We start from the raw sequence: 18,270 nt of genomic DNA on the forward strand, positions 1-18,270 counted from the left end.
TTTGCGGCATCTACTTACCTGAGTATAGTACTTACCAATCGTAAGTCCTTAGGAAGGATCTCCCCATGTCCCTCGCAGTCACCGGAGCAACCGGCAACCTCGGCGGCCTCGTGATCGACCACCTGATCGAGCGGGGGACCCCGGCCGACCAGGTCGTCGCCCTGGTCCGTGACGTGGCCAAGGCGGCCGACCTCGTCGAGCGCGGCGTCGAGGTACGCACCTTCGACTACGACCGTCCCGCCACCTCCGCCCTCGCCGGCGTCGACTCCCTGCTACTGGTCTCCGGCACGGATCTGGGACGGCGCCAGGCCCAGCACCGCGCCGTCATCGATGCCGCCGCGGCCGCCGGGGTCGGCCGCGTCGTCTACACCAGCGCCCCGCACGCCGAGGCGTCGATCAACCCGGTCGCCCCGGACCACAAGGCCACGGAGGAGTATCTGGCCGCCTCCGGCCTGGGCCACGTCAACCTGCGCAACGGCTGGTACCACGAGAACTTCCTCGGTGACCTGGCCGCCGCCCGGCAGACCGGCCAGGTGCTCACCGCCGCCGGCCACGGTCGGGTCGCCAGCGCCTCGCGCAGCGACCTCGCCGATGCCGCGGCCGTCGTGCTCGCCGGCAGCGAGACCGACCGGACGTACAAGCTGACCGGCGACGAGGCCTGGCGCTTCGATGACCTCGCCGCTGACCTGGCCGAGGTCCTGCACCGCGAGGTGGTCGCCGCCCATGTGAGCCCCGCCGAGAAGTCGGAGGCCCTCGAGGGGATGGGTCTGGATGCCGGTCTGGTCGGCTTCCTGGTCGGTGTCGACGAGGCGATCGCCGCCGGCGAGCTCGGCGACACCAGCGGAGAGCTGGCCGGGCTGATCGGGCGCCCGACCTCGCCGATCATCGACACCCTGCGCACCGTCCAGGGCTGACCTGCACCGTTCCGCCCGCGTGCTGCGGGTGGAGCAGTCAGCACCGGCACCGGCCCTATAGTGGCGCTCGACCCCGGGAGGCCAGGCATGCGCGACGAACTCGTCCAGTACATCGTGGTGGGACCCCATGCCACCCATGAGGAGGTCGTCGCCGACGTGATGTACGCCTCGGTCGGCCGGATGCTGGCCACCGGGACCGACCACGGGACCTGGCCTGACTTCCTGGACGAGGCCATCGCCAAGCGGGTCAAGCGGTGCAATCGGACCAAGTGGGGCCAGGTCGCCGCGCTGCCAGGGGCGTACGTGCACGGCTGCGCGATCGCGTTCGACCCGATGCTGGGCGACGACGTCCCCGACCTCGTCCACAAGGCCGCGGCCTCGCACTTCGACCGGGAGCGCGCCGGAGGGCCCGCGGCACCGCTCGCGCCGGGCCGGTGGGTGATCGCGGACGCCGGTCTGGGGATGACCACCGGCAAGACGGCGGCCCAGGCCGCGCACGCGCTGATGCTCGCGGTCCTGGAGGACGTGGCGGGGCCCGACCCGGTCGGCCACGTACGTTTCGTCGACCTGGCCTCGGACGACTTCCGCGCCACGATCGACGGCTCGTCGACGGTGGTGGAGGTCGAGGACGCCGGTCGCAGTGAGGTCGAGCCGGGGGCGAACACTGCCTGTTTCGTCGTGGTCGACTGACGGTCGTTTCCCCGAACCGGTCTCCTGCTGCTGGCGACGCCACGGCCCCCGGCGTAGCGTTGTGCCATGGGGGCATCGAGGGTGATCCAGACCTCACGGCTGGAGATGAACGTTGCCGTATCGGGGGTCGCAGGACGACCTGTCGTCCTGCTCCTGCATGGTTTCCCGCAGCACGCGGGGGAGTGGGACGGGATCTCCGAAGCACTTGCCGACACGTTTCACGTCGTGGCACCAGACCTGCGCGGCATGGGGGCGACCGCTGCTCCTGCCGAGGGTTATGACGCGGAGTCCCAGTGCCAGGACGTCCTGGCCCTGATCGATGCCTTGGGTGTCGGTCCGGTGCATCTGGTCAGTCATGACTACGGAGCGGTCATCGGACAGTTGCTGGCGCTGCAACATCCCGCCCTGTTCAGTACGCACCTGATCCTTGCGACCCCCCACGTCTGGCTGCGTCCCTCACTGCCGATGCTGTCCCAGGCCTGGCGATTGTGGTTCCAGCCGGTGATCGCCTCCCCGCTCGGACCGCGACTCATCGGCACGGGCAACCAGTCACTCCTGCGTCATCTCCTGACGGCGTTCGCCTTCCGGACCATGCCCCCGGAACGGGTCGAGTCCTACCTGGCGCCATGGCGGGACCCCGCTCGGGCCCGAGCCGGGTCGCTGGTCTACCGGCACCTCGTGCTGCCCATGCTGGGCCGAATCGCCGCCGGCGCCTTCCGTAACGAGCACCTCAGCATTCCCACGCGCATCCTGTGTGGCGGCGAGGACAAGGGCATGCCGGCCTCGGTCGTCGACCAGGGGTACGCGGGACATGCCGATTCCCTCGAGGTGGTCACCGTCGAAGGAGCAGGGCACTACCTGGCGGATGACCGCCCGGACGCAGTGGTCGAACACATCGGGGACCTCACGTCCGGGGGGCATCGGGGCTGACCGGGCACTCCCGGTCAGCCCGTCACTCGGTCTCGACCGAGGCCCTGTCGTGCGGCATCCCGACCGGTCTGGACTCCGAGGAACCGCGCTGGCGCGGGTAGAGGGACAGCGTCACCATGCTGCGCCCGCGAGGAACTCCGACTGCCGGCTCAGAATCGGTGGGAAGGTGCTGCACCCGCGCGGGTGGGATCGCTGCGGTCTCCTTCACATCGCCGGAGGGCGCGGCTAGGGTGAATCGCAATGTCGATAACTAGACAAGAGGAGTTCGGATGAACACCGTGAGTAGTGACATCGACGTTGACGCGCCCGTCTCGACCGTCTACAACCAATGGATGCGGTTCGAGGAGTTCCCCGCCCTCATGGCCGGTGTGGAAGAGGTGACCCGACTCTCCGACCGGACGCAGCACTGGCGCGTCAAGGTCGGAGGCGTGGAGCGTGAGTTCGACGCCGAGATCACCGAGCAGCTGCCGGACGAGCGGATCGCCTGGCGCACCGTCGACGGGCCCACCCAGGCCGGCGTCGTCACCTTCCACCGTCTTGCCGGCGACACCACCCGCGTTCGGCAGCAGGTGGACTGGGAGCCGGAGGGGGCCGTGGAGAAGGCTGGTGCGGCCCTCCAGGTCGACGACGCCCAGGTGTCCAGGTCCCTGCATGACTTCGAGCGGCTGATCGAGTCGAACGGCTTCGAGAGCGGCGCGTGGCGGGGCCGGATCAACCGGCCCGGCGACGCGACGGGTCGCTGAGGTGCGAGCCCTCACCTGGCAGGGAACGGGCAGCGTCTCGGTGGAGACGGTGCCCGACCCGACCATCCAGGAGCCCACCGACGCCATCATCAAGGTGACGTCCACAGCCATCTGCGGATCGGACCTGCACCTCTACGACGTCCTCGGACCCTTCCTGCACAAGGGCGACATCCTCGGGCACGAGCCGATGGGCATCGTCACCGAGGTCGGCGGTGGGGTCACCGACCTCGCCGTCGGGGACCGGGTGGTGGTCCCGTTCGTGATCGCCTGTGGCGAGTGCGAACTCTGCCGGACCGGGCTGAGTACCCAGTGCGAGACCACCCAGAACCGTGCCCACGGGACCGGGGCCACCCTCTACGGCTACACCGAGCTGTACGGTGCGGTCCCCGGCGGCCAGGCCGAGTACCTGCGTGTCCTGCGCGCCGACAGGAACGCGGTCAAGGTCGGCCACGAACTGCCCGACGAGCGCTACCTGTTCCTCAGCGACATCCTTCCCACCGCCTGGCAGGCCGTGCAGTACGCCGGCCTGCCGCCCCAGGGCACCCTCGGGGTGATCGGCCTGGGCCCGGTGGGCCAGTTCGTCGTCCGCATCGCGCGCCATCTGGGCCACCGCGTCGTCGCCTGCGATCCGGTCCCCGAGCGACGCCGACTGGCCGAGCGCTATGGCGCACACGCCTTCGACCTGGACGAGGCGACCCCGGACACGATGCGCGACGCCACGGAGGGGCGCGGCCCGCACGGCGTGGTCGATGCGGTCGGGATGGAGGCCCACGGCGACGCCGCGGTACGGCTGCTGCAGCGCGGCGTCGGGGTGCTTCCCAGCGCCCTGGGTCGTCCGATCATGCTGAAGGCCGGCATCGACCGGCTGTCCGCCCTGATGACCGCCATCGACGCGGTCCGTCGCGGTGGCACGGTCTCCCTCAGCGGCGTGTACGCCGGGATGGTGGACCCGATGCCGCTGATGACGATGTTCGACAAGCAGCTGACCGTACGGATGGGCCAGTGCAACGTGCAGCGATGGATCCCCGACCTGCTCCCGCTGGTCGAGGACCCCGACGACCCGCTGGGCACCGAGGACCTTGTCACCCACCGGGTCCCGCTGGAGGAGGCGGCACGGATGTACGACGTGTTCCGCAGCAAGTCCGATGGCTGCGTGAAGGTCGTGCTCAAGCCGGGCGGGTGAGCGCTGCGGGCGTGGCGGGCCGCCGACCAGGTAGAGCCGTCACCAGCCGGAGCTGCCCGGGACGCCCTTGAACGGCCCGGCGATCGACGCGGTGACCCAGCCCCCGTAGAACCCGCCGGGCTGGGGACGGACCTGTTCGTCGCCGACGAAGCACGCATCCATGGCCGCCGCGTACAGGGCCACGTGCCCGGCGATCGGCTCGAAGCCGGGGGAGGGATGCGGGTAGGTCCAGCCCGCGCGCGCAGCGGTCCGGCCGCCGCCGTGGACGTCGAGGTAGCTGGCCATGCCCTTCCACTCACAGAACGAGGAGCCGTCCGCGGGACCGAGTGCTCCCTGCCGGAAGGACTCGCGCGGCAGGTAGTAGGTAGGTGGGTGGCTCGTCTCCAGGACCTGCCAGGCGCCGGGGGCATCGCAGATCGTCTCCCCACCGAGCACCACCCGGATGCGCTCGGTGCACCGGCGCAACGCGGGCGGCCGGGGGTAGTCCCAGACCGATTCCTGTCCGGGGAGGAGGGGATCACGCTGAGGACGCGTCATGGCAGGAGTCTAGTCGCCGCCCTCCGGGGCGGCGGTCCGTGTTTCCCGGGTCCCGGTGCGGACGGGATCAGGACTGCCAGACCCCTGAGGATCCCCGCCGATGGGAGCCGACCAGGTGGGTGTCGACGATGCCGATCGCCTCCATCAGGGCGAACATCGTGGTCGGCCCGACGAACGTGAACCCCTCCTTGCGGAGCGCCTTGGACAGTGCCACGGACTCCGGCGAGGTGGAGGGGACATCGCCGAGGGTCCGGGGCGCAGGGGTGTGTTCGGGCCGGAAGGACCAGACGAACGGGCCCAGGCCTCCCTTGTCCCGCAACCGGATCGTCGCCTGGGCGTTGGTGATGGTCGCGTTGATCTTCGCCCGGTTCCGGACGATAGCCGCGTCCGCCATCAGCCGGGCCACGTCGGCCTCGTCGTACCGGGCTACGACATCGGGGTCGAACCCGGCGAACGCTGACCGGAACGCGGGCCGCTTGCGCAGGATCGTGGCCCATGACAGGCCGGACTGGAACGCCTCCAGGCTGAGCCGCTCGTACACCCCGGACTCGTCGCGCACCGGCAGCCCCCACTCGGTGTCGTAGTAGTCCCGCAGCAGCGGGTCGGTCGTAGCCCAGGCGGGACGGGCAAGGCCATCGCCACCGACCACGAGCCCGGGAGCGGCGACGGGCTGGTCAGGAGTGGCTTTCATGGACCCCGATGCTAGGCGCTGTGGGGGCTGGGGGCGGCTCACGCGCCCTCGGCGACGTACTCCCGCTCCATCGCCAGCAGCACCTGTTTGGTCTCCAGGCCACCGGAGTAGCCGCCCAGGCTACCGTCGCTGCGCAGCACCCGGTGGCACGGCACCAGGATCGGCAGCGGGTTGGTGGCGCAGGACGAGCCCACCGCCCGGACGGCACCGGGGTTGCCGACCTCCCGGGCGACCTCGGTGTAGGTCAGCGTCCGCCCGTAGCCGATCTGTGGCAGGAACTCCTGGACCGTACGGCGGAAGCCGGTGGAGAGCCGCAGGTCCAGAGGGATCTGGAAGACCTGCCGGACGCCCGCGAAGTACTCCTCGAGCTCACGCACGGCGGCATCCAGGATCGGTGAGGGTGCCCCGGAGGCGGGACCGACCTGGGACGCGAGGACCTCGAGGACCTGGTCGAACCCCTCATGCGCGAACGCCAGGCGCACCAGCCCGACATCGGTCGCGGCCAGCAGCAGTGGTCCGATCGGGGAGTCGACGATGAGGTAGGCGACACTGGTCGTCGATGCCGGCGCTCCTGCCGGGGGGACTGGCTGCGGTCGGTCCATGCACCGATTCTAGGCCGGTGACCCTCAGTCGGCCCGGAACCTGCTGTGCTTGTGCGACCCGTCGCAGAATGGCTTGGTGCGGGAGTGCCCGCAGCGGCACAGGGCCACGGTGCCGGACCGCTGCGGGATCACCTGCCCCTCCACGGTGCGCAGCTCGACCTGGCCGCGGATGACCAGGGGGCCGTCCGGATAGGTCGTGATCGTCGGTGGCTCGGGGATGTCAGGCATCGATCGTCCTCTCGGCGCGTAGGGAACTCCGCCGGCGGCGGGGCGTGGCCGCATGGACGATCCGGCCGTCGCCGTACCGCACGCCGCCGGTCAGCCGCCGGCCGATGGCCAGCCAGACGCACACGGCCCGCTCGGCGAACCATACCGGCGCCCACCAGGCGCTGCTGGCCGGGAACCGGGAGGTGCCCCCGGCGCGCCGGCGTCCCGCCTCGGCGACCAGCACCGCGGCCAGCGCCAGGCCGACCAGGGCCCGCGGGCGGCGCAGGCACAGGACCAGCAGTAGGGGCAGCAGGCCGGCCTCGGTGGCCAGGCGCCCGGGTTGGGCGAAGTCGTCGTACGCCTGGCGTACGCGCTGGGACCAGAAGTGCGCAGCCGAGGGCGGTCGCCGCCCGACGTAGAGCCACGGGGCCCGGCGGACCACGCCGCCGCGATCCTTGATCGTGCGGATCAGTTCCAGGTTCTCGAACAGCACGTCGCCCTCGTACCCGTCGGGGGCCAGCCGGTCGCGGCGGACGACCAGGGTGCCGGGGTAGTCGCCCGGTCCGGCGCGGTTGACCAACTGGCGAGCGGTGTCCCAGCGGGCGTGCCAGGGCCAGGAGGTGAAGACGTTCTGTGGCACCAGCAGGTCGACGCCCTCCATCAGGCCGGGCAGCCGGTCCAGCTCATCCGGTGCCCAGCGCACGTCGTCGTCGGCGACCACGACCAGAGGGTGGCGGGCGAGCCGTACCCCGGAGACCACGTTGCGGACCTTTCCGTTGCGGCCCGGCCAGGGCTGGGGTCGGACATGGCGGACTGTGCCGGCCCAGGCCTCGTGGTGTCGCCGGAAGGCCTCGGGGTCCGAGCCGTCGACGACGGTGACGTCGATGCTGCGGGCCAGTTCGGCCAGGTAGCCGGTCAGGTCGGCCAGGTCCGCGTCGGCGGACCAGCGCAGCGGCAGCACGTACTCCAGGTCAGGCCGCGACATCGACCGGCTTCCGCAGCGCGCTGTCGCCCGCCTCCCAACGCGTCAGGACGTGGGCGGCGACCAGTCCGTCCATCAGCAGGGAGGCCGCCGCACCGAACATGATGTCCGGCACCCGGGCCGGCTCGGCCTGGGCCAGCCCCCCGGCCAGGTCGTACGCCGCTACCTGTTCGTGGACGGCATCGGCCTGGACGTGTTCGGTGAAGTAGGCGGTGACGTCGGCACCGAAGCCGGCCCGGGTGTACGCGTCCCGGTAGCGGGCGTTCGGTAGGGAGGAGGTCATCTCGAACGCGGCGAGGTGGCCGACCAGGGCACCCAGGAGTCGGCGGTTCAGCCCGAACAACGACATGGTGTTGTGCGTGGCGAGGGTGAGGGCCGGCACCACGTCCAGGTGGTCCAGCTGGCCGTCCGGGAGTCCTGCGCCGCGCATCGCGGCCGCGTACAGGGTGGAGTGCATCCGGTCGAACCGGCCCCCGCCGTACTCGTCGGACTGGATCTCCACCAGGGCTGCCTTGGCCGGTCCGGCCAGCCGGGGGAGCGCCCAGGAGTGCGGGTCGGCCTCGCGGAGCGTGTACACACTTCGCAGCACCAGCAGCTCGCGCAGCTGCCCGGCGCTCGCGTGCCGCAGGGCGTAGTGCGACAGTCCCGGGCCCTGGTCGGCGGCGGTCAGCTCGAAGAGTGCCTCGGCCACCCCGCGCATGTCAGGGGCCGGCTGCGGCAGGGGACCGTTGAGAACCCGCCGCCGCAATTCCGCCTCGTGCAGGGTCTCCAGGTGCTGGCGGACCCGCAGCAGCCCGAGGTCCCACTCCAGCGCGTCTGAGGAGGGTCCCAGGGATCCGTACGCCAGCGCGTACAGCAGGAACAGCGTGAGCTGGAGGTCGTCGTCGTGCAGCACCGAGGGGGACGGCTCCAGGTCGCGGCAGGCCGCTGCCAGGGCCTCGAAACCGGTGGGGTCGGCCCGCCCGGGCCCGAGGACCTGCAGCAGTGCGCCGCTGAGCGGACCACGCCCGGTCGCCGGCAACCCTGGGACGGGTCCGGATCGCTGGGACTGTGCCTCGAGGGCTATGTGCGTGGCCATAAGTCGACAATGACTACTCGGGGAGGCCACGTCAAGTATCCCCAGGGCTGGTCTTCGGCCTCCTGCTGCTCGGCCGGGCGACTCACTCCGGTATCCGCGGGTGACTCCGTCGCCCCGTTGCGCGTGTCGGCGTCCTCCTTCGCCCGGCCCTGCCGCCGGACATGACCGGCCGGCCGTACCCTTGCCCCATGACCAGACCGGGCAGTCCGGGGCAACCGCCCGTCAACCGCCTGACCAGCGCCGTGCTCAGCCTGTTCGCCGCGCCGCGGATCGACATGCGGGCGGACTACGAGAAGGTGCGGCGCGCCCAGCGGGCGCTGTCACGTACGCCTCGGGACCCGTACCGGTTCCTGGACCAGGCGGTGCGCGGCGAGGACGGCCACGAGATCCCGGTCCGGCTGTTCTTCCCCCGGACCCTCACCAAGCCCGGGGTGCTGCTGTTCTTCCACGGCGGTGGCTGGGTCACCGGGGACATCGATACCTATACCTCGACATGTCTGACCATGGCGGACCTGACCGGCCGGATCGTCTGCTCGGTGGACTACCGGCTGGCCCCGGAGCACCCCTACCCGGCCGGCCTGCAGGACTGCCTCCGGGTGACCGAGACGCTGCTCGAGCGGCCCTACCTTGCCGGCGGCGCGGACCCCGAGGACATCACCCTGGTCGGCGACTCGGCCGGGGCGAACCTCGCCGCAGCGGTCTCCCTCGACCTGCACAGGCGGGGGGTGACCCTGCCCGGGGCCCAGGTGCTGCTCTACCCGGTGGTCCAGTGGGACCACGACCCGCGGACCTCCCCGTACGATTCCGTGCGGGCGTACGGCACCGGCCTGCGGCTCACCGCGCTCGAGGTCCGTGACTACATGGCGATGTACCAGCCCGATCCGGCCCTGCGGGCGACGGAGCTGGTCTCCCCACTGGCCGCCGAGGACCTCACCGGCCAGCCGCGTACGCTCGTGGTCACCGCCGAGCTGGACCTGCTGCGCGACGAGGGCGAGGCGTACGGCCGGGCCCTGCGTGCCGCCGGCACCCCGACCCGGATCGAACGGGTCGACGGGGCCCTTCACGGGTTCATCATCCTGCCGCGGTTCTCCCGTGCGCTGGCCCGCGCCTATGACCACATCATCTCCTTCCTGGAGGGGGACATGGCCGACAGCCGCCCGCTGGAGGCGACCACCGACGGGGCCGACCGGTGAGTGCCCGCAGCTCGGGAGCGTCCCGACACAGGTCCTGGGTCCGCCTCGACAATGCGGCGAACATCTTCCTGGCCGCCCGCACCGAGCTGGACACCAAGGTGTTCCGGCTCTCCGCCGAGCTGGACGAACAGGTCGACCCGGACGTCCTGCAGCGGGCGCTGGACCGGGTCTTCGTGCAGTACCCACTGTTCCGGGCCGTCCTGCGGCGCGGCTTCTTCTGGTACTACCTGCTGGAGTCCGACCGCAGCCCGGTCGTCGCCGAGGACACGGCGGCGCCCGTCTCGCACCTCTACAGTTTCGACGGCCGCGAGCTGTTGTTCCGGGTCCTGTACCGCGGCCGGCGCGTCTCGCTGGAGATCTTCCACGCCCTGACCGACGGCACCGGCGCGCTGTGGTTCTTCCAGGACCTGCTGACCGAGTACGTCGGCCTGCGCCATCCCGACGAGTTCGCCGCGGTCGCCCCACCGGTCGGGACCGCGGTCAAGCAGGAGTTCACCGTCGATGCCTTCACCCACTGGTTCGCCTCCGGAACCGGCAAGGTGCCCTTCATCGACGAGGCCAGCCCGGCCGTGGAGTCAGCCTCGACGCACCTGCCCGACGCCGCCCCGCCCGGTCCCGTCGGCCCGATCGCGCGGCACCGGCACCCTCGCAGCGGCGTGGTCCGGGTCCATGGCACCCACGCCCCCGACCTGCGCACCCGCGTGGTCGAGCTGTCCATGCCGGTCAAACCAGTGCTCGGCCTGGCCCGCGCCGAGGGCGTCTCGCTGACCATCTACCTGGTCGCACTGTTCTTCGAGTCGCTGCGCGCCACCAGGGAGGTGAGCGGCAGGGAACGGACCATGACCGTGTCGGTACCGGTCAACCTGCGCCAGTTCTTCCCCTCCGAGTCGGGCCGCAATTTCTTCGCCACCACGCGTCTGGAGCACACGTACGGGACCGACCCGGAGGCCGACACCCTCGGAGCCGTCTGCCGCGACCTGGACACCCAGTTCCGGCGCCAGCTCACCCACGAGAGCCTGGAGCGCAAGATCCGCCGGCTGATCAGTTTCGAGCGGCACCCGGTGCTGCGGTTCTTCCCGCGCCCGCTGAAGGACCTCGTGCTCGGAATGGTGAACAGGTCCGACAGCCGCGGGATCACCGTGGCGATCACCAACCTGGGCCGGGTCACCTTGCCGACACCGGCCGACCGCCACGTCGGGCGGCTCTACCTGCACGTCTCGGCGGCGCGCCCGCAGTTCAGTGCGATGAGCCACGGCGACCGGCTGACGGTCTCGTTCACCAGTCCGTTCGTGGAGACCGACCACCACGCCGCCTTCGTCCGCCACCTCACCGCCCGGGGCGTCACGGTGGGAGTGGAGGCCGCTAGGGTGACCGCCCAGGAGATCGCGGGCGAGGAGGGAGCCGTCCCCGTGGTGAAGAGGGGCCGCCGAGCTGCCAGACGAGGGCTCGGCGCCCCGGCCGGCCCCGCGACCAAGGAAGGGCGATGATGACCAGATGCTCCTCGTGCGGGGGTGAGATCGAGGGCACCTGGCGGATCTGCCCGCTGTGCCGGGTGCCGCTGGAGCCTGAGCAACCGGCGGGGGAGGCCCGCGAGGCCCGGGAGGCCCGGGAGGCGTACCCCACCGCCGCGCTGCGCTTCGACCGGCGCCGGGTCTGGGCAGTCCTCGTGCCGTTGTCGGTCGCGGCGGTTGCCGGCTCGTTCGCCGCCCAGGCGCTCGTACCGCAGCTGATGGCACCGGTCCGCACGGTCTGGCTGTCGCTGGCGACCCTGTGGCTGGTCGTGCTGGCGGCCATCCATCGGCGCAACAACGTCAGCAGCCTGGTCGTCTGGCTCGTCGTGCTGCTGTCGCTGTCCGCGGTGCTGTGGGAACGGAGCACCGGCGGAACGTCCTGGGCAACCACCTGGGCGATTCCGGCGATCTGTACCTTCGCGAACCTTGCACTCGGGATCGTGGTCCGGGTGGTCCGCCTGGAGCTGGCCGAGCATATCGCGAAGGCCGCCCTGGTGATGCTCTTCGGCCTCGTGCCGGGCGTCTTCGTGCTGCTCGGCTGGGTGAGTGTTGTGGCACCCTCTCTGGTGTGCGTCTGGTTCAGCCTTCTCCTGCTGCTGGTGATGGCGCTGTCCCGCCCCGGTGAGCTGCGGGCGGCGCTGCACCGGCGCTTCCAGGCCTGAACCGGCTGCCCGGCTCAACATCTTCCCAACCGGAATCCCCCGGGGTATTGCGGCCGGTCATCGCCGGAAGGAGACTTGTTGACTACGGGTGTACGCCCCGCGCACGCCCTTCTCCCGGGGGGGGAACATGCTGACACGTCGTGCTTTTCTCGCCTACACCGGAGCCGGTGTACTCACGCTCTATGTCACGTCTGCGGCTGGCGTCACGGAGGCGGTCGCCGCCGTCCCGGGTGGGACGCTGAACCCGAAGAAGGTCAAGAAGTACGTCACCCCGCTCCTGGTCCCGCCCGCCATGTCGCGGTCCTCCGACGGTCCGGTGGGGGTCGACTACTACGAGATTGCCCTATCCCAGATCGACCAGCAGATCCTCCCGGCCGGCCTGCCCCCCACCCCGGTGTGGGGCTATGGCACAGAGATCGGGCTCACCAATGCCCCCTCATACTCGATCGAGGCCACCACCGGCCGGCCGGTACGGATCAAGTGGATCAACAAACTGGTGAACGAGAACGGCACGTACCTGCCGCACCTGCTGCCCGTCGATCCGACCCTGCACTGGGCCAATCCCGGCGGCGGCCCAGGGGGGACGGATACCCGACCGGACTTCACCGGCCGTACGTTCGTGCCCCTCGAGCAGTTCCGCGATCCGGAGGAGCAGTACACGACCTACCAGGGCCCGGTCCCGATGGTGGTGCACCTGCACGGCGCAGTCGGGGTGGGCGACGAGAGCGACGGCTACCCGGAGGCCTGGACCCTGCCGGACGCGAGCGACATCCCAGAGGGGTACGCCACCGGCGGACGCTGGCGCGACTTCTTCAGGACCGCCGCCAAGGACCGGCTCGGCCTCGAGTGGGCAGACGGCTACGCCGTCGTGCAGTACCCGAACGCCCAGCGCCCGGCGACCTTGTGGTTCCACGACCACACACTGGGCATGACCCGGGTGAACGTCTACGCCGGCCCGGCCGGATTCTTCCTGCTGCGTGACCCGCGCGGGGACCACGGCACGATCACCGTACGACGAAGCGGCGCGCCGGCCGTGCTCCCGGGCCCGGCACCCCAGCGGGGAGATCCGGAAGGGAGGACCTACTACGAGATCCCGCTGGCGATCCAGGACCGCTCGTTCAACGCCGACGGCTCGCTGTTCTATCCGGACACCAGGGCCTTCTTCGACGGGACCACCGGTCCGTACATCCCCGACGGCGACATCTCACCGGTCTTCAACCCCGAGGTCTTCGGGAACATGATCATGGTCAACGGCCGGACCTGGCCCTACCACCAGGTCGAGCAGCGCCGCTACCGGCTCCGGCTCCTCAACGGGTGCGACGCCCGGACACTGATCGTGGACTTCTCCGGCATCCCCGAGGTCGACGTATGGCAGATCGGCAACGACGGAGGACTGCTCCCGGCCCCGGTGCACCTGACCACCGCGACCAAGAACAAGGCCCTCCTCGCCCCGGCCGAACGAGCCGACCTGATCGTCGACTTCACCGGCGTACCGGTCGGCAGCCACCAGTTGCGCAACGTCGGCCCCGACGCCCCGTACGGCTCGGGCCGGTTCAAGGCCGCCGATCCCTCCACCACCGGCCGGATCATGCAGTTCCGGGTCGTGCCCGCGACCACCCGCGACCCGTCGACGCCGCCCGCCGACCTGGTGCTGCCCCCTGTCGAGCCACTGCCCACAGCGACGAGCACCCGCAAACTGTCCCTGACCGAGCAGACGTCCGAGACCGCGGACATCCCCGTCACCGCGATGCTGGGGACCGTGGACGACAAGGGCGAGACCCACCACCTCGAATGGTCCGCACCCGTCGAGGTCAATCCCGCGGCCACGGCCACCGAGGTCTGGGAGATCTACAACACCACCATGGACGCCCACCCCATCCACGTCCACGAGGTCACCTTCGAGGTCGTGAACCGGCAGCCGATCAGCGTCACGGAACCCACCGAGGAGGGGCACTCCCCGATGGTCGCCGTGCCGTCCGGGACGGTCCCCAAGCCCCCGCAGGTCTGGGAACTCGGTCGCAAGGAGACAGTGATCGCCTACCCCGGTGAGGTGACCCGGATCCGGCTGCACTTCCCCGACACCGGCGGCCAGTTCGTCTGGCACTGCCACATCCTGGAGCACGAGGACAACGAGATGATGCTGCCGCTGCGGATCGGCCTGGATGACACGTACGGACCGGGTAGCGCGGAGGCGTGAGCCGTGCAGCGCTCTCGTGCGGCGGCGATCAGCATCGCGTTCTTCGTCGCAGCCCCCGGGACCCTGGTGGGGCTGGTGCCCTGGCTGATCACCCGCTGGCGGTTGCGTACGCCGCTGCCCGGCTGGGGCCTGCTGCGGGTGCCGGGGGCACTGATGGTCGTGACGGGAACGGTGCCGGTCGTCGCGGCGTTCCGGGAGTTCGTGCGGGCCGGAGGCACTCCGCTCCCGGTGGCGCCGACCGAGCACCTGGTCGTCACCGGGGCCAATGGCTACGTCCGCAACCCGATGTACGTGGGCCTGTTCGGGGCGCTCCTCGGCCAGGTCCTGCTGTTCGGCAACCTCCGCCTGCTGGCGTACGCCGCTGCCACCGCGACCGCACCGGTGGCGTTCGTGCACTGGTACGAGGAGCCGACTCTCCTGCGCCGCTATGGTGCCGAGTACGAGGCCTACCGGCGCGCCGTTCCCGGCTGGTGGCCACGGCGCCACCCCTGGTCGCCGCCGGCGGGCGGGGCGGCATGATGGTCCTGTCCGGCGACGCGGCCGGGCTGCCGGACCGGTGCGCCGACCCGACAACGACGGACGATCCAGGAGCACCCGCATGAGCACAGAGGCGACCCCCCAGGTGATGCCGGCGGCCTTCCTCGGCCACGGCAGCCCGATGAACGCCCTGGAACAGAACCGGTACACCGAGGCCTGGGCGGCGTTCGGGAGGGCCGTGCCGAGGCCGCGGGCGGTGCTGGTGGTCTCCGCCCACTGGTACATCCAGGCAACGGCTGTGACGGCGATGCCCCGTCCCCGGACCATCCACGACTTCTTCGGCTTCCCCCGGGCCCTGTTCGAGGTCGAGTACCCGGCGCCGGGCCTGCCCGAGCTGGCCGAGGAGGTCAGCGACGCGGTCCATCCGATGTGGCTGGGTGCGGACAAGGACTCCTGGGGCATCGACCATGGGGCCTGGTCGGTCCTGGTGCACGCCTTCCCCGATGCCGACATCCCGGTCGTGCAGCTGAGTGTCAACGCCGGCAAGCCGATGGACTACCACGTCGAGCTCGGCGCCCGGCTGGCGGCGCTGCGCACCAGTGGCGTCCTGGTGCTGGCCAGCGGCAACGTCGTACACAACCTGCGCGGCGTGGACTGGAAGCAGCCCGAGCACGGCTTCGACTGGGCCCGGCGGTTCGACGAGGATGCCCGTGCCCTGATGCTGGAGGCGCCCACCGAGATCGCGGGGCTCACGGGCCACCGTGATTTCGCCGAGGCAGTGCCGACCCCGGACCACTTCCTGCCCCTGTTGTACGTCGCGGGTCTGGCCGGCGCCGCCGGCACGGGGGCGGACGTCCTGGTCGACGGGTACTCCTTCGGCTCGCTGTCGATGACCGCGTACACCCTCGGGCTGTCCTGCGACGTCGACCAGGACCTGCCTGGGGGGCAGACGATGTCGGACGAGGCTCCCGCCGACGGGACCAACCTCTGACGGCGACCTCCGACGGCCCCCTACCGACCCGGGTCCACCGGCGAGGCGGGGCCGGGTCAGCGCGAGCCCCTGTCCCCGCGGCGGATCGCGGGACATGATGGGGGCATGTCGTTGGCCGTCTGCCTGCTCTTCGATCGCGAGGGTGACCGTGTCATCCGCGAGATCTGGGCCAGGCTGGAGTCCGATGGCATTCCCACCCTGCTGACCCACACCCATCGTCGTCACCGTCCCCACCTGTCGTACGTGGTGGCGCTGCGCTGGGACCTGGCACAGGTGCGCGAGGCGCTGGAGGCACTTCCCGCTGCCGGCGGCTTCCCGCTCGACTTCCAGGGCATGCTGGCCTTCAACCGGGGTCGGGCCGCGCTCGCGGCCTCGGTCACGGCCGACGTCGCGCGCCGCCAGGAACAGGTCGCCGAGGCCGTCGCCGGCACGGGCGCCGAACTCCACCACCACTACCAGCGGGGCTCCTGGCTCCCGCACGTCTCGCTGGCCACTCGGGCCAAGGAGTCGCAGCTGCCCCTCGTCGCACGCGCGGTCTCCGACGCGCTTCCGCTACGGGTCCGGGTGGTCCGAGCCGAGCTGATCAACAGTGGCACTGGTGAGAGCTGGCCGATCTCGCTCATCCCCTGACCCGGACCGTGGCCGGGTCCGGGTCGGCGACGATGCGGGTCAGCCGCGCGGTCCGGACGCGGTGGAAGGCGCCGAACCGGCCCTGCTGGCCGTGCCGGTGCCCGGTTGCTGCTGGCCACCGGAACCGCCGCCGAACGCCTGGCGGGCGCTGCCGAGGTTCGTGCTGGGGAGGGGGGCCTTCAGATCGGCGAGCACCACCTCGTCGGTCCCGGTGATCCCGCTGAGCACCTGCACCCTGCCCTGGCCACGCGCCCCTACCGAGACGTCGACCGTACGCGGCGACCCGTTGCCCAGCACGGTGACCTGGGTCGTCCCGGACGCCAGGGTGGTCAATGCGGACGACGGGATCAGAAGCGCGCCGGTGAGCGAGGTCGAGACGATCGAGGCGGTCGACGTGGCACCGTCGGGAATGCCGTCGGCTCCCCGCGGGACGTTGATCACCACCGGGTAGCTGGGCGTGGACCCGGCCGTGCTCGTCGAGGTCGGCAGCGCGCCGATGGCCGTCACCGTGCCATCGAGGGTGGCATCCGACCCCACGGTCCGGACCTGGACGTGGTTGCCGACCGCAATGTGCTGGACGTCGGACAGGGATGCGGCGGCATCCACTTCGGCGGCTCCCGTGCCGATGATGACGATGCCGCGCGAGACAGCCGCACGATTCCCGACCGACAGGTCGACAGCGCCGACGACGCCGGTGATCGGGGCAGAAAGACTGGCCGCGTCAAGATTGTCCTGCGCCACTGTCTGTTGCTGCTGGGCGACGGCCAGGGTGCCCTGGTCGGCGAGAAGCTTGGCGGCCGGGGTGAGCGAGCCGCCTCCCTGCTGGCCCGCACCCGCTGCCGAGACGCCGACGGAACTCGCGGTCGTGGCCGTGCGACCGGCGGTGCCCGACGCGGATCCCGTTCCGGTGGCGCTGGTCGAGATCCCGCTCCGGTTGCCGGTTGCCGTGGTCCCGGTGGCCGTGGTCCCGGTGGCCGTGGTCCCGCTCGGGGTCCCGGCCGTGGTGCCGCCGGTGTGCGCGCCGGTCGTACGGGAGGCGGTGGCGGCCATGGTCAGCGCGCCGGCAGCCTGGTGCTCAGCCCTGCTCAGGCCGTCGAGTGCGACGATGCACCGCTGGATCAGGGCGGCGTCGGTGGTCGGCCGGGACTGCAGGCTCACCGGGGCCGTCGTGATGGTGGGGGCTGGTGTGCCCACCGGCGTCGCGGACGACTCGGCGGTCGGGGTCTCCGATGGTGTCGGGGACTGGCTGGGTGTCGGTGATTCGCTGGGGGTCTCCGATGGTGTCGGGGACTGGCTGGGCGTCGGTGATTCGCTGGGGCTGGGTGTCGTACTGGGAGTCGGTGATTCGCTGGGGCTGGGTGTCGTACTGGGAGTCGGCTGCTGGGAGGGCTGGACAGTGGCGAGGCCGGCCAGAACACTCGAGCACTGGGCGCCGACCTGGTCCTGCGCCTTGGCCACAGCGGCGAGGGCCTTCTGGACAGCAGCCTGGGACTGCGCGGTGGCCTGGGACTGCGCCGACGTCCGTGTCCCCGATGCTGTGCCACTCGCGGCCGCCCGTGCCGCGGTCGAACCGGTACTGGGGGTCGTCCGCGACGGCGAGGAGCCTGCCGCCGCCGATGCGCCGATCGACGGCGACGCACCCGACGTGCTGGACGCGTTGAGCTGGTCCTGTTCGATGGCCATCTCGGCCTGGGCCACGGAGGCCTTGGCATCCAGCAGGGCGGCGTGCAGGGGGGTGGTGTCCATCGTCGCCAGGACATCGCCGGCCTGCACAGTCTGGCCGGCGTGCACCAGCACTGATGTCACGAGGCCGGACGTCGGGAAGGTGGCGGTCACCTGGTTGACATGCGTGAGTGATCCGCTCAGGGCCACGACTTCCTGCAGGTCTCCCCGGGCCGGCGTCGTGGTCCGGTAGTCCGCGGCCGCGGCTGTGCCTCCGGAGGTGACGGCGTACGTGGTCACCGCAGCGGCCACCACCACCGTGACGGCTCCCGCCACGACCATCCGTCGCCGCTTCATCGCTCGACCCTCGTCTGCTTCATCGCCCGTCCG

General features: G+C 71.1%; 19 protein-coding genes. 12 read left to right on the top strand and 7 right to left on the bottom strand.

The window, feature by feature from the left end; all coding sequences use genetic code 11:
* Window positions 1–65 precede the first annotated feature (65 nt).
* The 5 genes from GA0111570_RS06895 (at window position 66) to GA0111570_RS06915 (ending at window position 4,460) form a co-directional block, all read left to right on the top strand.
* Entirely contained in the window at window positions 66–914 is an 849-nt protein-coding gene (locus GA0111570_RS06895; RefSeq protein WP_092608383.1) for an NAD(P)H-binding protein, read from the top strand.
* Between the two features lie 87 nt (window positions 915–1,001).
* Window positions 1,002–1,604: an aminoacyl-tRNA hydrolase gene (locus tag GA0111570_RS06900; protein ID WP_092608386.1), complete on the top strand. Its 603-nt coding sequence runs from the start codon at window positions 1,002–1,004 to the stop codon at window positions 1,602–1,604.
* Window positions 1,605–1,670: 66 nt separating this feature from the next.
* The gene (locus GA0111570_RS06905; protein WP_092608389.1) at window positions 1,671–2,534 is read left to right on the top strand and encodes an alpha/beta fold hydrolase; all 864 of its coding nucleotides are present in this window, start codon (window positions 1,671–1,673) and stop codon (window positions 2,532–2,534) included.
* Between the two features lie 269 nt (window positions 2,535–2,803).
* Window positions 2,804–3,277 (top strand): SRPBCC family protein, encoded by a 474-nt coding sequence (locus tag GA0111570_RS06910; RefSeq protein WP_092608392.1) that lies wholly within the window; start codon window positions 2,804–2,806, stop codon window positions 3,275–3,277.
* A gap of 1 nt (window position 3,278) precedes the next feature.
* Window positions 3,279–4,460, top strand: a complete 1,182-nt coding sequence (locus tag GA0111570_RS06915) for an alcohol dehydrogenase catalytic domain-containing protein (protein ID WP_092608395.1) — start codon at window positions 3,279–3,281, stop codon at window positions 4,458–4,460.
* Between the two features lie 39 nt (window positions 4,461–4,499).
* Here the strand turns inward: GA0111570_RS06915 and GA0111570_RS06920 are convergent, their stop codons facing one another.
* From GA0111570_RS06920 to GA0111570_RS06945, 6 genes are all read right to left on the bottom strand, one after another.
* Entirely contained in the window at window positions 4,500–4,997 is a 498-nt protein-coding gene (locus GA0111570_RS06920) for a DUF427 domain-containing protein (RefSeq protein ID WP_092608398.1), read from the bottom strand.
* Window positions 4,998–5,064: 67 nt separating this feature from the next.
* A complete protein-coding gene (locus tag GA0111570_RS06925) occupies window positions 5,065–5,688 on the bottom strand; it encodes a DNA-3-methyladenine glycosylase I (RefSeq protein ID WP_092608401.1) in 624 nt (207 codons plus the stop codon).
* A gap of 38 nt (window positions 5,689–5,726) precedes the next feature.
* Window positions 5,727–6,290, bottom strand: a complete 564-nt coding sequence (locus GA0111570_RS06930) for a methylated-DNA--[protein]-cysteine S-methyltransferase (RefSeq protein WP_092608404.1) — start codon at window positions 6,288–6,290, stop codon at window positions 5,727–5,729.
* 24 nt (window positions 6,291–6,314) lie between these two features.
* Window positions 6,315–6,518, bottom strand: a complete 204-nt coding sequence (locus GA0111570_RS06935; RefSeq protein ID WP_092608407.1) for a CDGSH iron-sulfur domain-containing protein — start codon at window positions 6,516–6,518, stop codon at window positions 6,315–6,317.
* Entirely contained in the window at window positions 6,511–7,482 is a 972-nt protein-coding gene (locus GA0111570_RS06940) for a glycosyltransferase family 2 protein (protein WP_092608410.1), read from the bottom strand. Before GA0111570_RS06940 ends, GA0111570_RS06935 begins: the two co-directional genes overlap by 8 nt.
* Window positions 7,469–8,557, bottom strand: coding sequence for an iron-containing redox enzyme family protein (locus GA0111570_RS06945; RefSeq protein ID WP_092608413.1), 1,089 nt, complete (start codon window positions 8,555–8,557; stop codon window positions 7,469–7,471). The genes GA0111570_RS06940 and GA0111570_RS06945 overlap by 14 nt, the downstream gene beginning before the upstream one ends.
* Before the next feature lie 188 nt (window positions 8,558–8,745).
* Between GA0111570_RS06945 and GA0111570_RS06950 the strand changes: the two genes are divergently transcribed.
* The 7 genes from GA0111570_RS06950 (at window position 8,746) to GA0111570_RS06980 (ending at window position 16,218) form a co-directional block, all read left to right on the top strand.
* Window positions 8,746–9,750 carry an alpha/beta hydrolase gene (locus GA0111570_RS06950; RefSeq protein WP_092608416.1) on the top strand — a complete coding sequence of 335 codons (1,005 nt, stop codon included), beginning with the start codon at window positions 8,746–8,748 and terminating at the stop codon, window positions 9,748–9,750.
* Entirely contained in the window at window positions 9,747–11,237 is a 1,491-nt protein-coding gene (locus GA0111570_RS06955) for a condensation domain-containing protein (RefSeq protein WP_217634064.1), read from the top strand. The genes GA0111570_RS06950 and GA0111570_RS06955 overlap by 4 nt, the downstream gene beginning before the upstream one ends.
* A complete protein-coding gene (locus GA0111570_RS06960) occupies window positions 11,234–11,923 on the top strand; it encodes a DUF6320 domain-containing protein (RefSeq protein ID WP_092608418.1) in 690 nt (229 codons plus the stop codon). Before GA0111570_RS06955 ends, GA0111570_RS06960 begins: the two co-directional genes overlap by 4 nt.
* Before the next feature lie 127 nt (window positions 11,924–12,050).
* The gene (locus tag GA0111570_RS06965) at window positions 12,051–14,120 is read left to right on the top strand and encodes a multicopper oxidase family protein (protein WP_092609203.1); all 2,070 of its coding nucleotides are present in this window, start codon (window positions 12,051–12,053) and stop codon (window positions 14,118–14,120) included.
* Window positions 14,121–14,123: 3 nt separating this feature from the next.
* On the top strand, window positions 14,124–14,639 hold the full coding sequence (locus tag GA0111570_RS06970) for a methyltransferase family protein (RefSeq protein ID WP_092608421.1): 516 nt from the start codon (window positions 14,124–14,126) through the stop codon (window positions 14,637–14,639).
* A 79-nt stretch (window positions 14,640–14,718) separates the two neighbouring features.
* Entirely contained in the window at window positions 14,719–15,588 is an 870-nt protein-coding gene (gene ygiD, locus GA0111570_RS06975; protein WP_217634065.1) for a 4,5-DOPA-extradiol-dioxygenase, read from the top strand.
* Window positions 15,589–15,693: 105 nt separating this feature from the next.
* Window positions 15,694–16,218, top strand: a complete 525-nt coding sequence (locus GA0111570_RS06980) for a 2'-5' RNA ligase family protein (protein WP_092608424.1) — start codon at window positions 15,694–15,696, stop codon at window positions 16,216–16,218.
* Window positions 16,219–16,257: 39 nt separating this feature from the next.
* Here the strand turns inward: GA0111570_RS06980 and GA0111570_RS18260 are convergent, their stop codons facing one another.
* Complete coding sequence (locus tag GA0111570_RS18260; protein WP_092608427.1) at window positions 16,258–18,237, bottom strand: permuted SH3 domain-containing protein; 1,980 nt, start codon at window positions 18,235–18,237, stop codon at window positions 16,258–16,260.
* Window positions 18,238–18,270 lie beyond the last annotated feature (33 nt).

This window comes from Raineyella antarctica, assembly GCF_900092135.1.
In the GTDB taxonomy this organism is placed as follows: domain Bacteria; phylum Actinomycetota; class Actinomycetes; order Propionibacteriales; family Propionibacteriaceae; genus Raineyella; species Raineyella antarctica.

Excerpts from the sequence above, each read along its gene's own strand:
- GA0111570_RS06910 (WP_092608392.1), top strand. The coding sequence starts at position 2,804 with ATGAACACCGTGAGTAGTGACATCGACGTTGACGCGCCCGTCTCGACC.
- GA0111570_RS06920 (WP_092608398.1), bottom strand. The coding sequence starts at position 4,997 with ATGACGCGTCCTCAGCGTGATCCCCTCCTCCCCGGACAGGAATCGGTC.
- GA0111570_RS06900 (WP_092608386.1), top strand. The coding sequence starts at position 1,002 with ATGCGCGACGAACTCGTCCAGTACATCGTGGTGGGACCCCATGCCACC.
- GA0111570_RS06945 (WP_092608413.1), bottom strand. The coding sequence starts at position 8,557 with ATGGCCACGCACATAGCCCTCGAGGCACAGTCCCAGCGATCCGGACCC.
- GA0111570_RS06965 (WP_092609203.1), top strand. The coding sequence starts at position 12,051 with ATGCTGACACGTCGTGCTTTTCTCGCCTACACCGGAGCCGGTGTACTC.
- GA0111570_RS06950 (WP_092608416.1), top strand. The coding sequence starts at position 8,746 with ATGACCAGACCGGGCAGTCCGGGGCAACCGCCCGTCAACCGCCTGACC.
- GA0111570_RS06980 (WP_092608424.1), top strand. The coding sequence starts at position 15,694 with ATGTCGTTGGCCGTCTGCCTGCTCTTCGATCGCGAGGGTGACCGTGTC.
- GA0111570_RS06925 (WP_092608401.1), bottom strand. The coding sequence starts at position 5,688 with ATGAAAGCCACTCCTGACCAGCCCGTCGCCGCTCCCGGGCTCGTGGTC.
- GA0111570_RS18260 (WP_092608427.1), bottom strand. The coding sequence starts at position 18,237 with ATGAAGCGGCGACGGATGGTCGTGGCGGGAGCCGTCACGGTGGTGGTG.
- GA0111570_RS06935 (WP_092608407.1), bottom strand. The coding sequence starts at position 6,518 with ATGCCTGACATCCCCGAGCCACCGACGATCACGACCTATCCGGACGGC.
- GA0111570_RS06905 (WP_092608389.1), top strand. The coding sequence starts at position 1,671 with ATGGGGGCATCGAGGGTGATCCAGACCTCACGGCTGGAGATGAACGTT.
- ygiD (WP_217634065.1), top strand. The coding sequence starts at position 14,719 with ATGAGCACAGAGGCGACCCCCCAGGTGATGCCGGCGGCCTTCCTCGGC.
- GA0111570_RS06940 (WP_092608410.1), bottom strand. The coding sequence starts at position 7,482 with ATGTCGCGGCCTGACCTGGAGTACGTGCTGCCGCTGCGCTGGTCCGCC.
- GA0111570_RS06895 (WP_092608383.1), top strand. The coding sequence starts at position 66 with ATGTCCCTCGCAGTCACCGGAGCAACCGGCAACCTCGGCGGCCTCGTG.
- GA0111570_RS06960 (WP_092608418.1), top strand. The coding sequence starts at position 11,234 with ATGATGACCAGATGCTCCTCGTGCGGGGGTGAGATCGAGGGCACCTGG.
- GA0111570_RS06930 (WP_092608404.1), bottom strand. The coding sequence starts at position 6,290 with ATGGACCGACCGCAGCCAGTCCCCCCGGCAGGAGCGCCGGCATCGACG.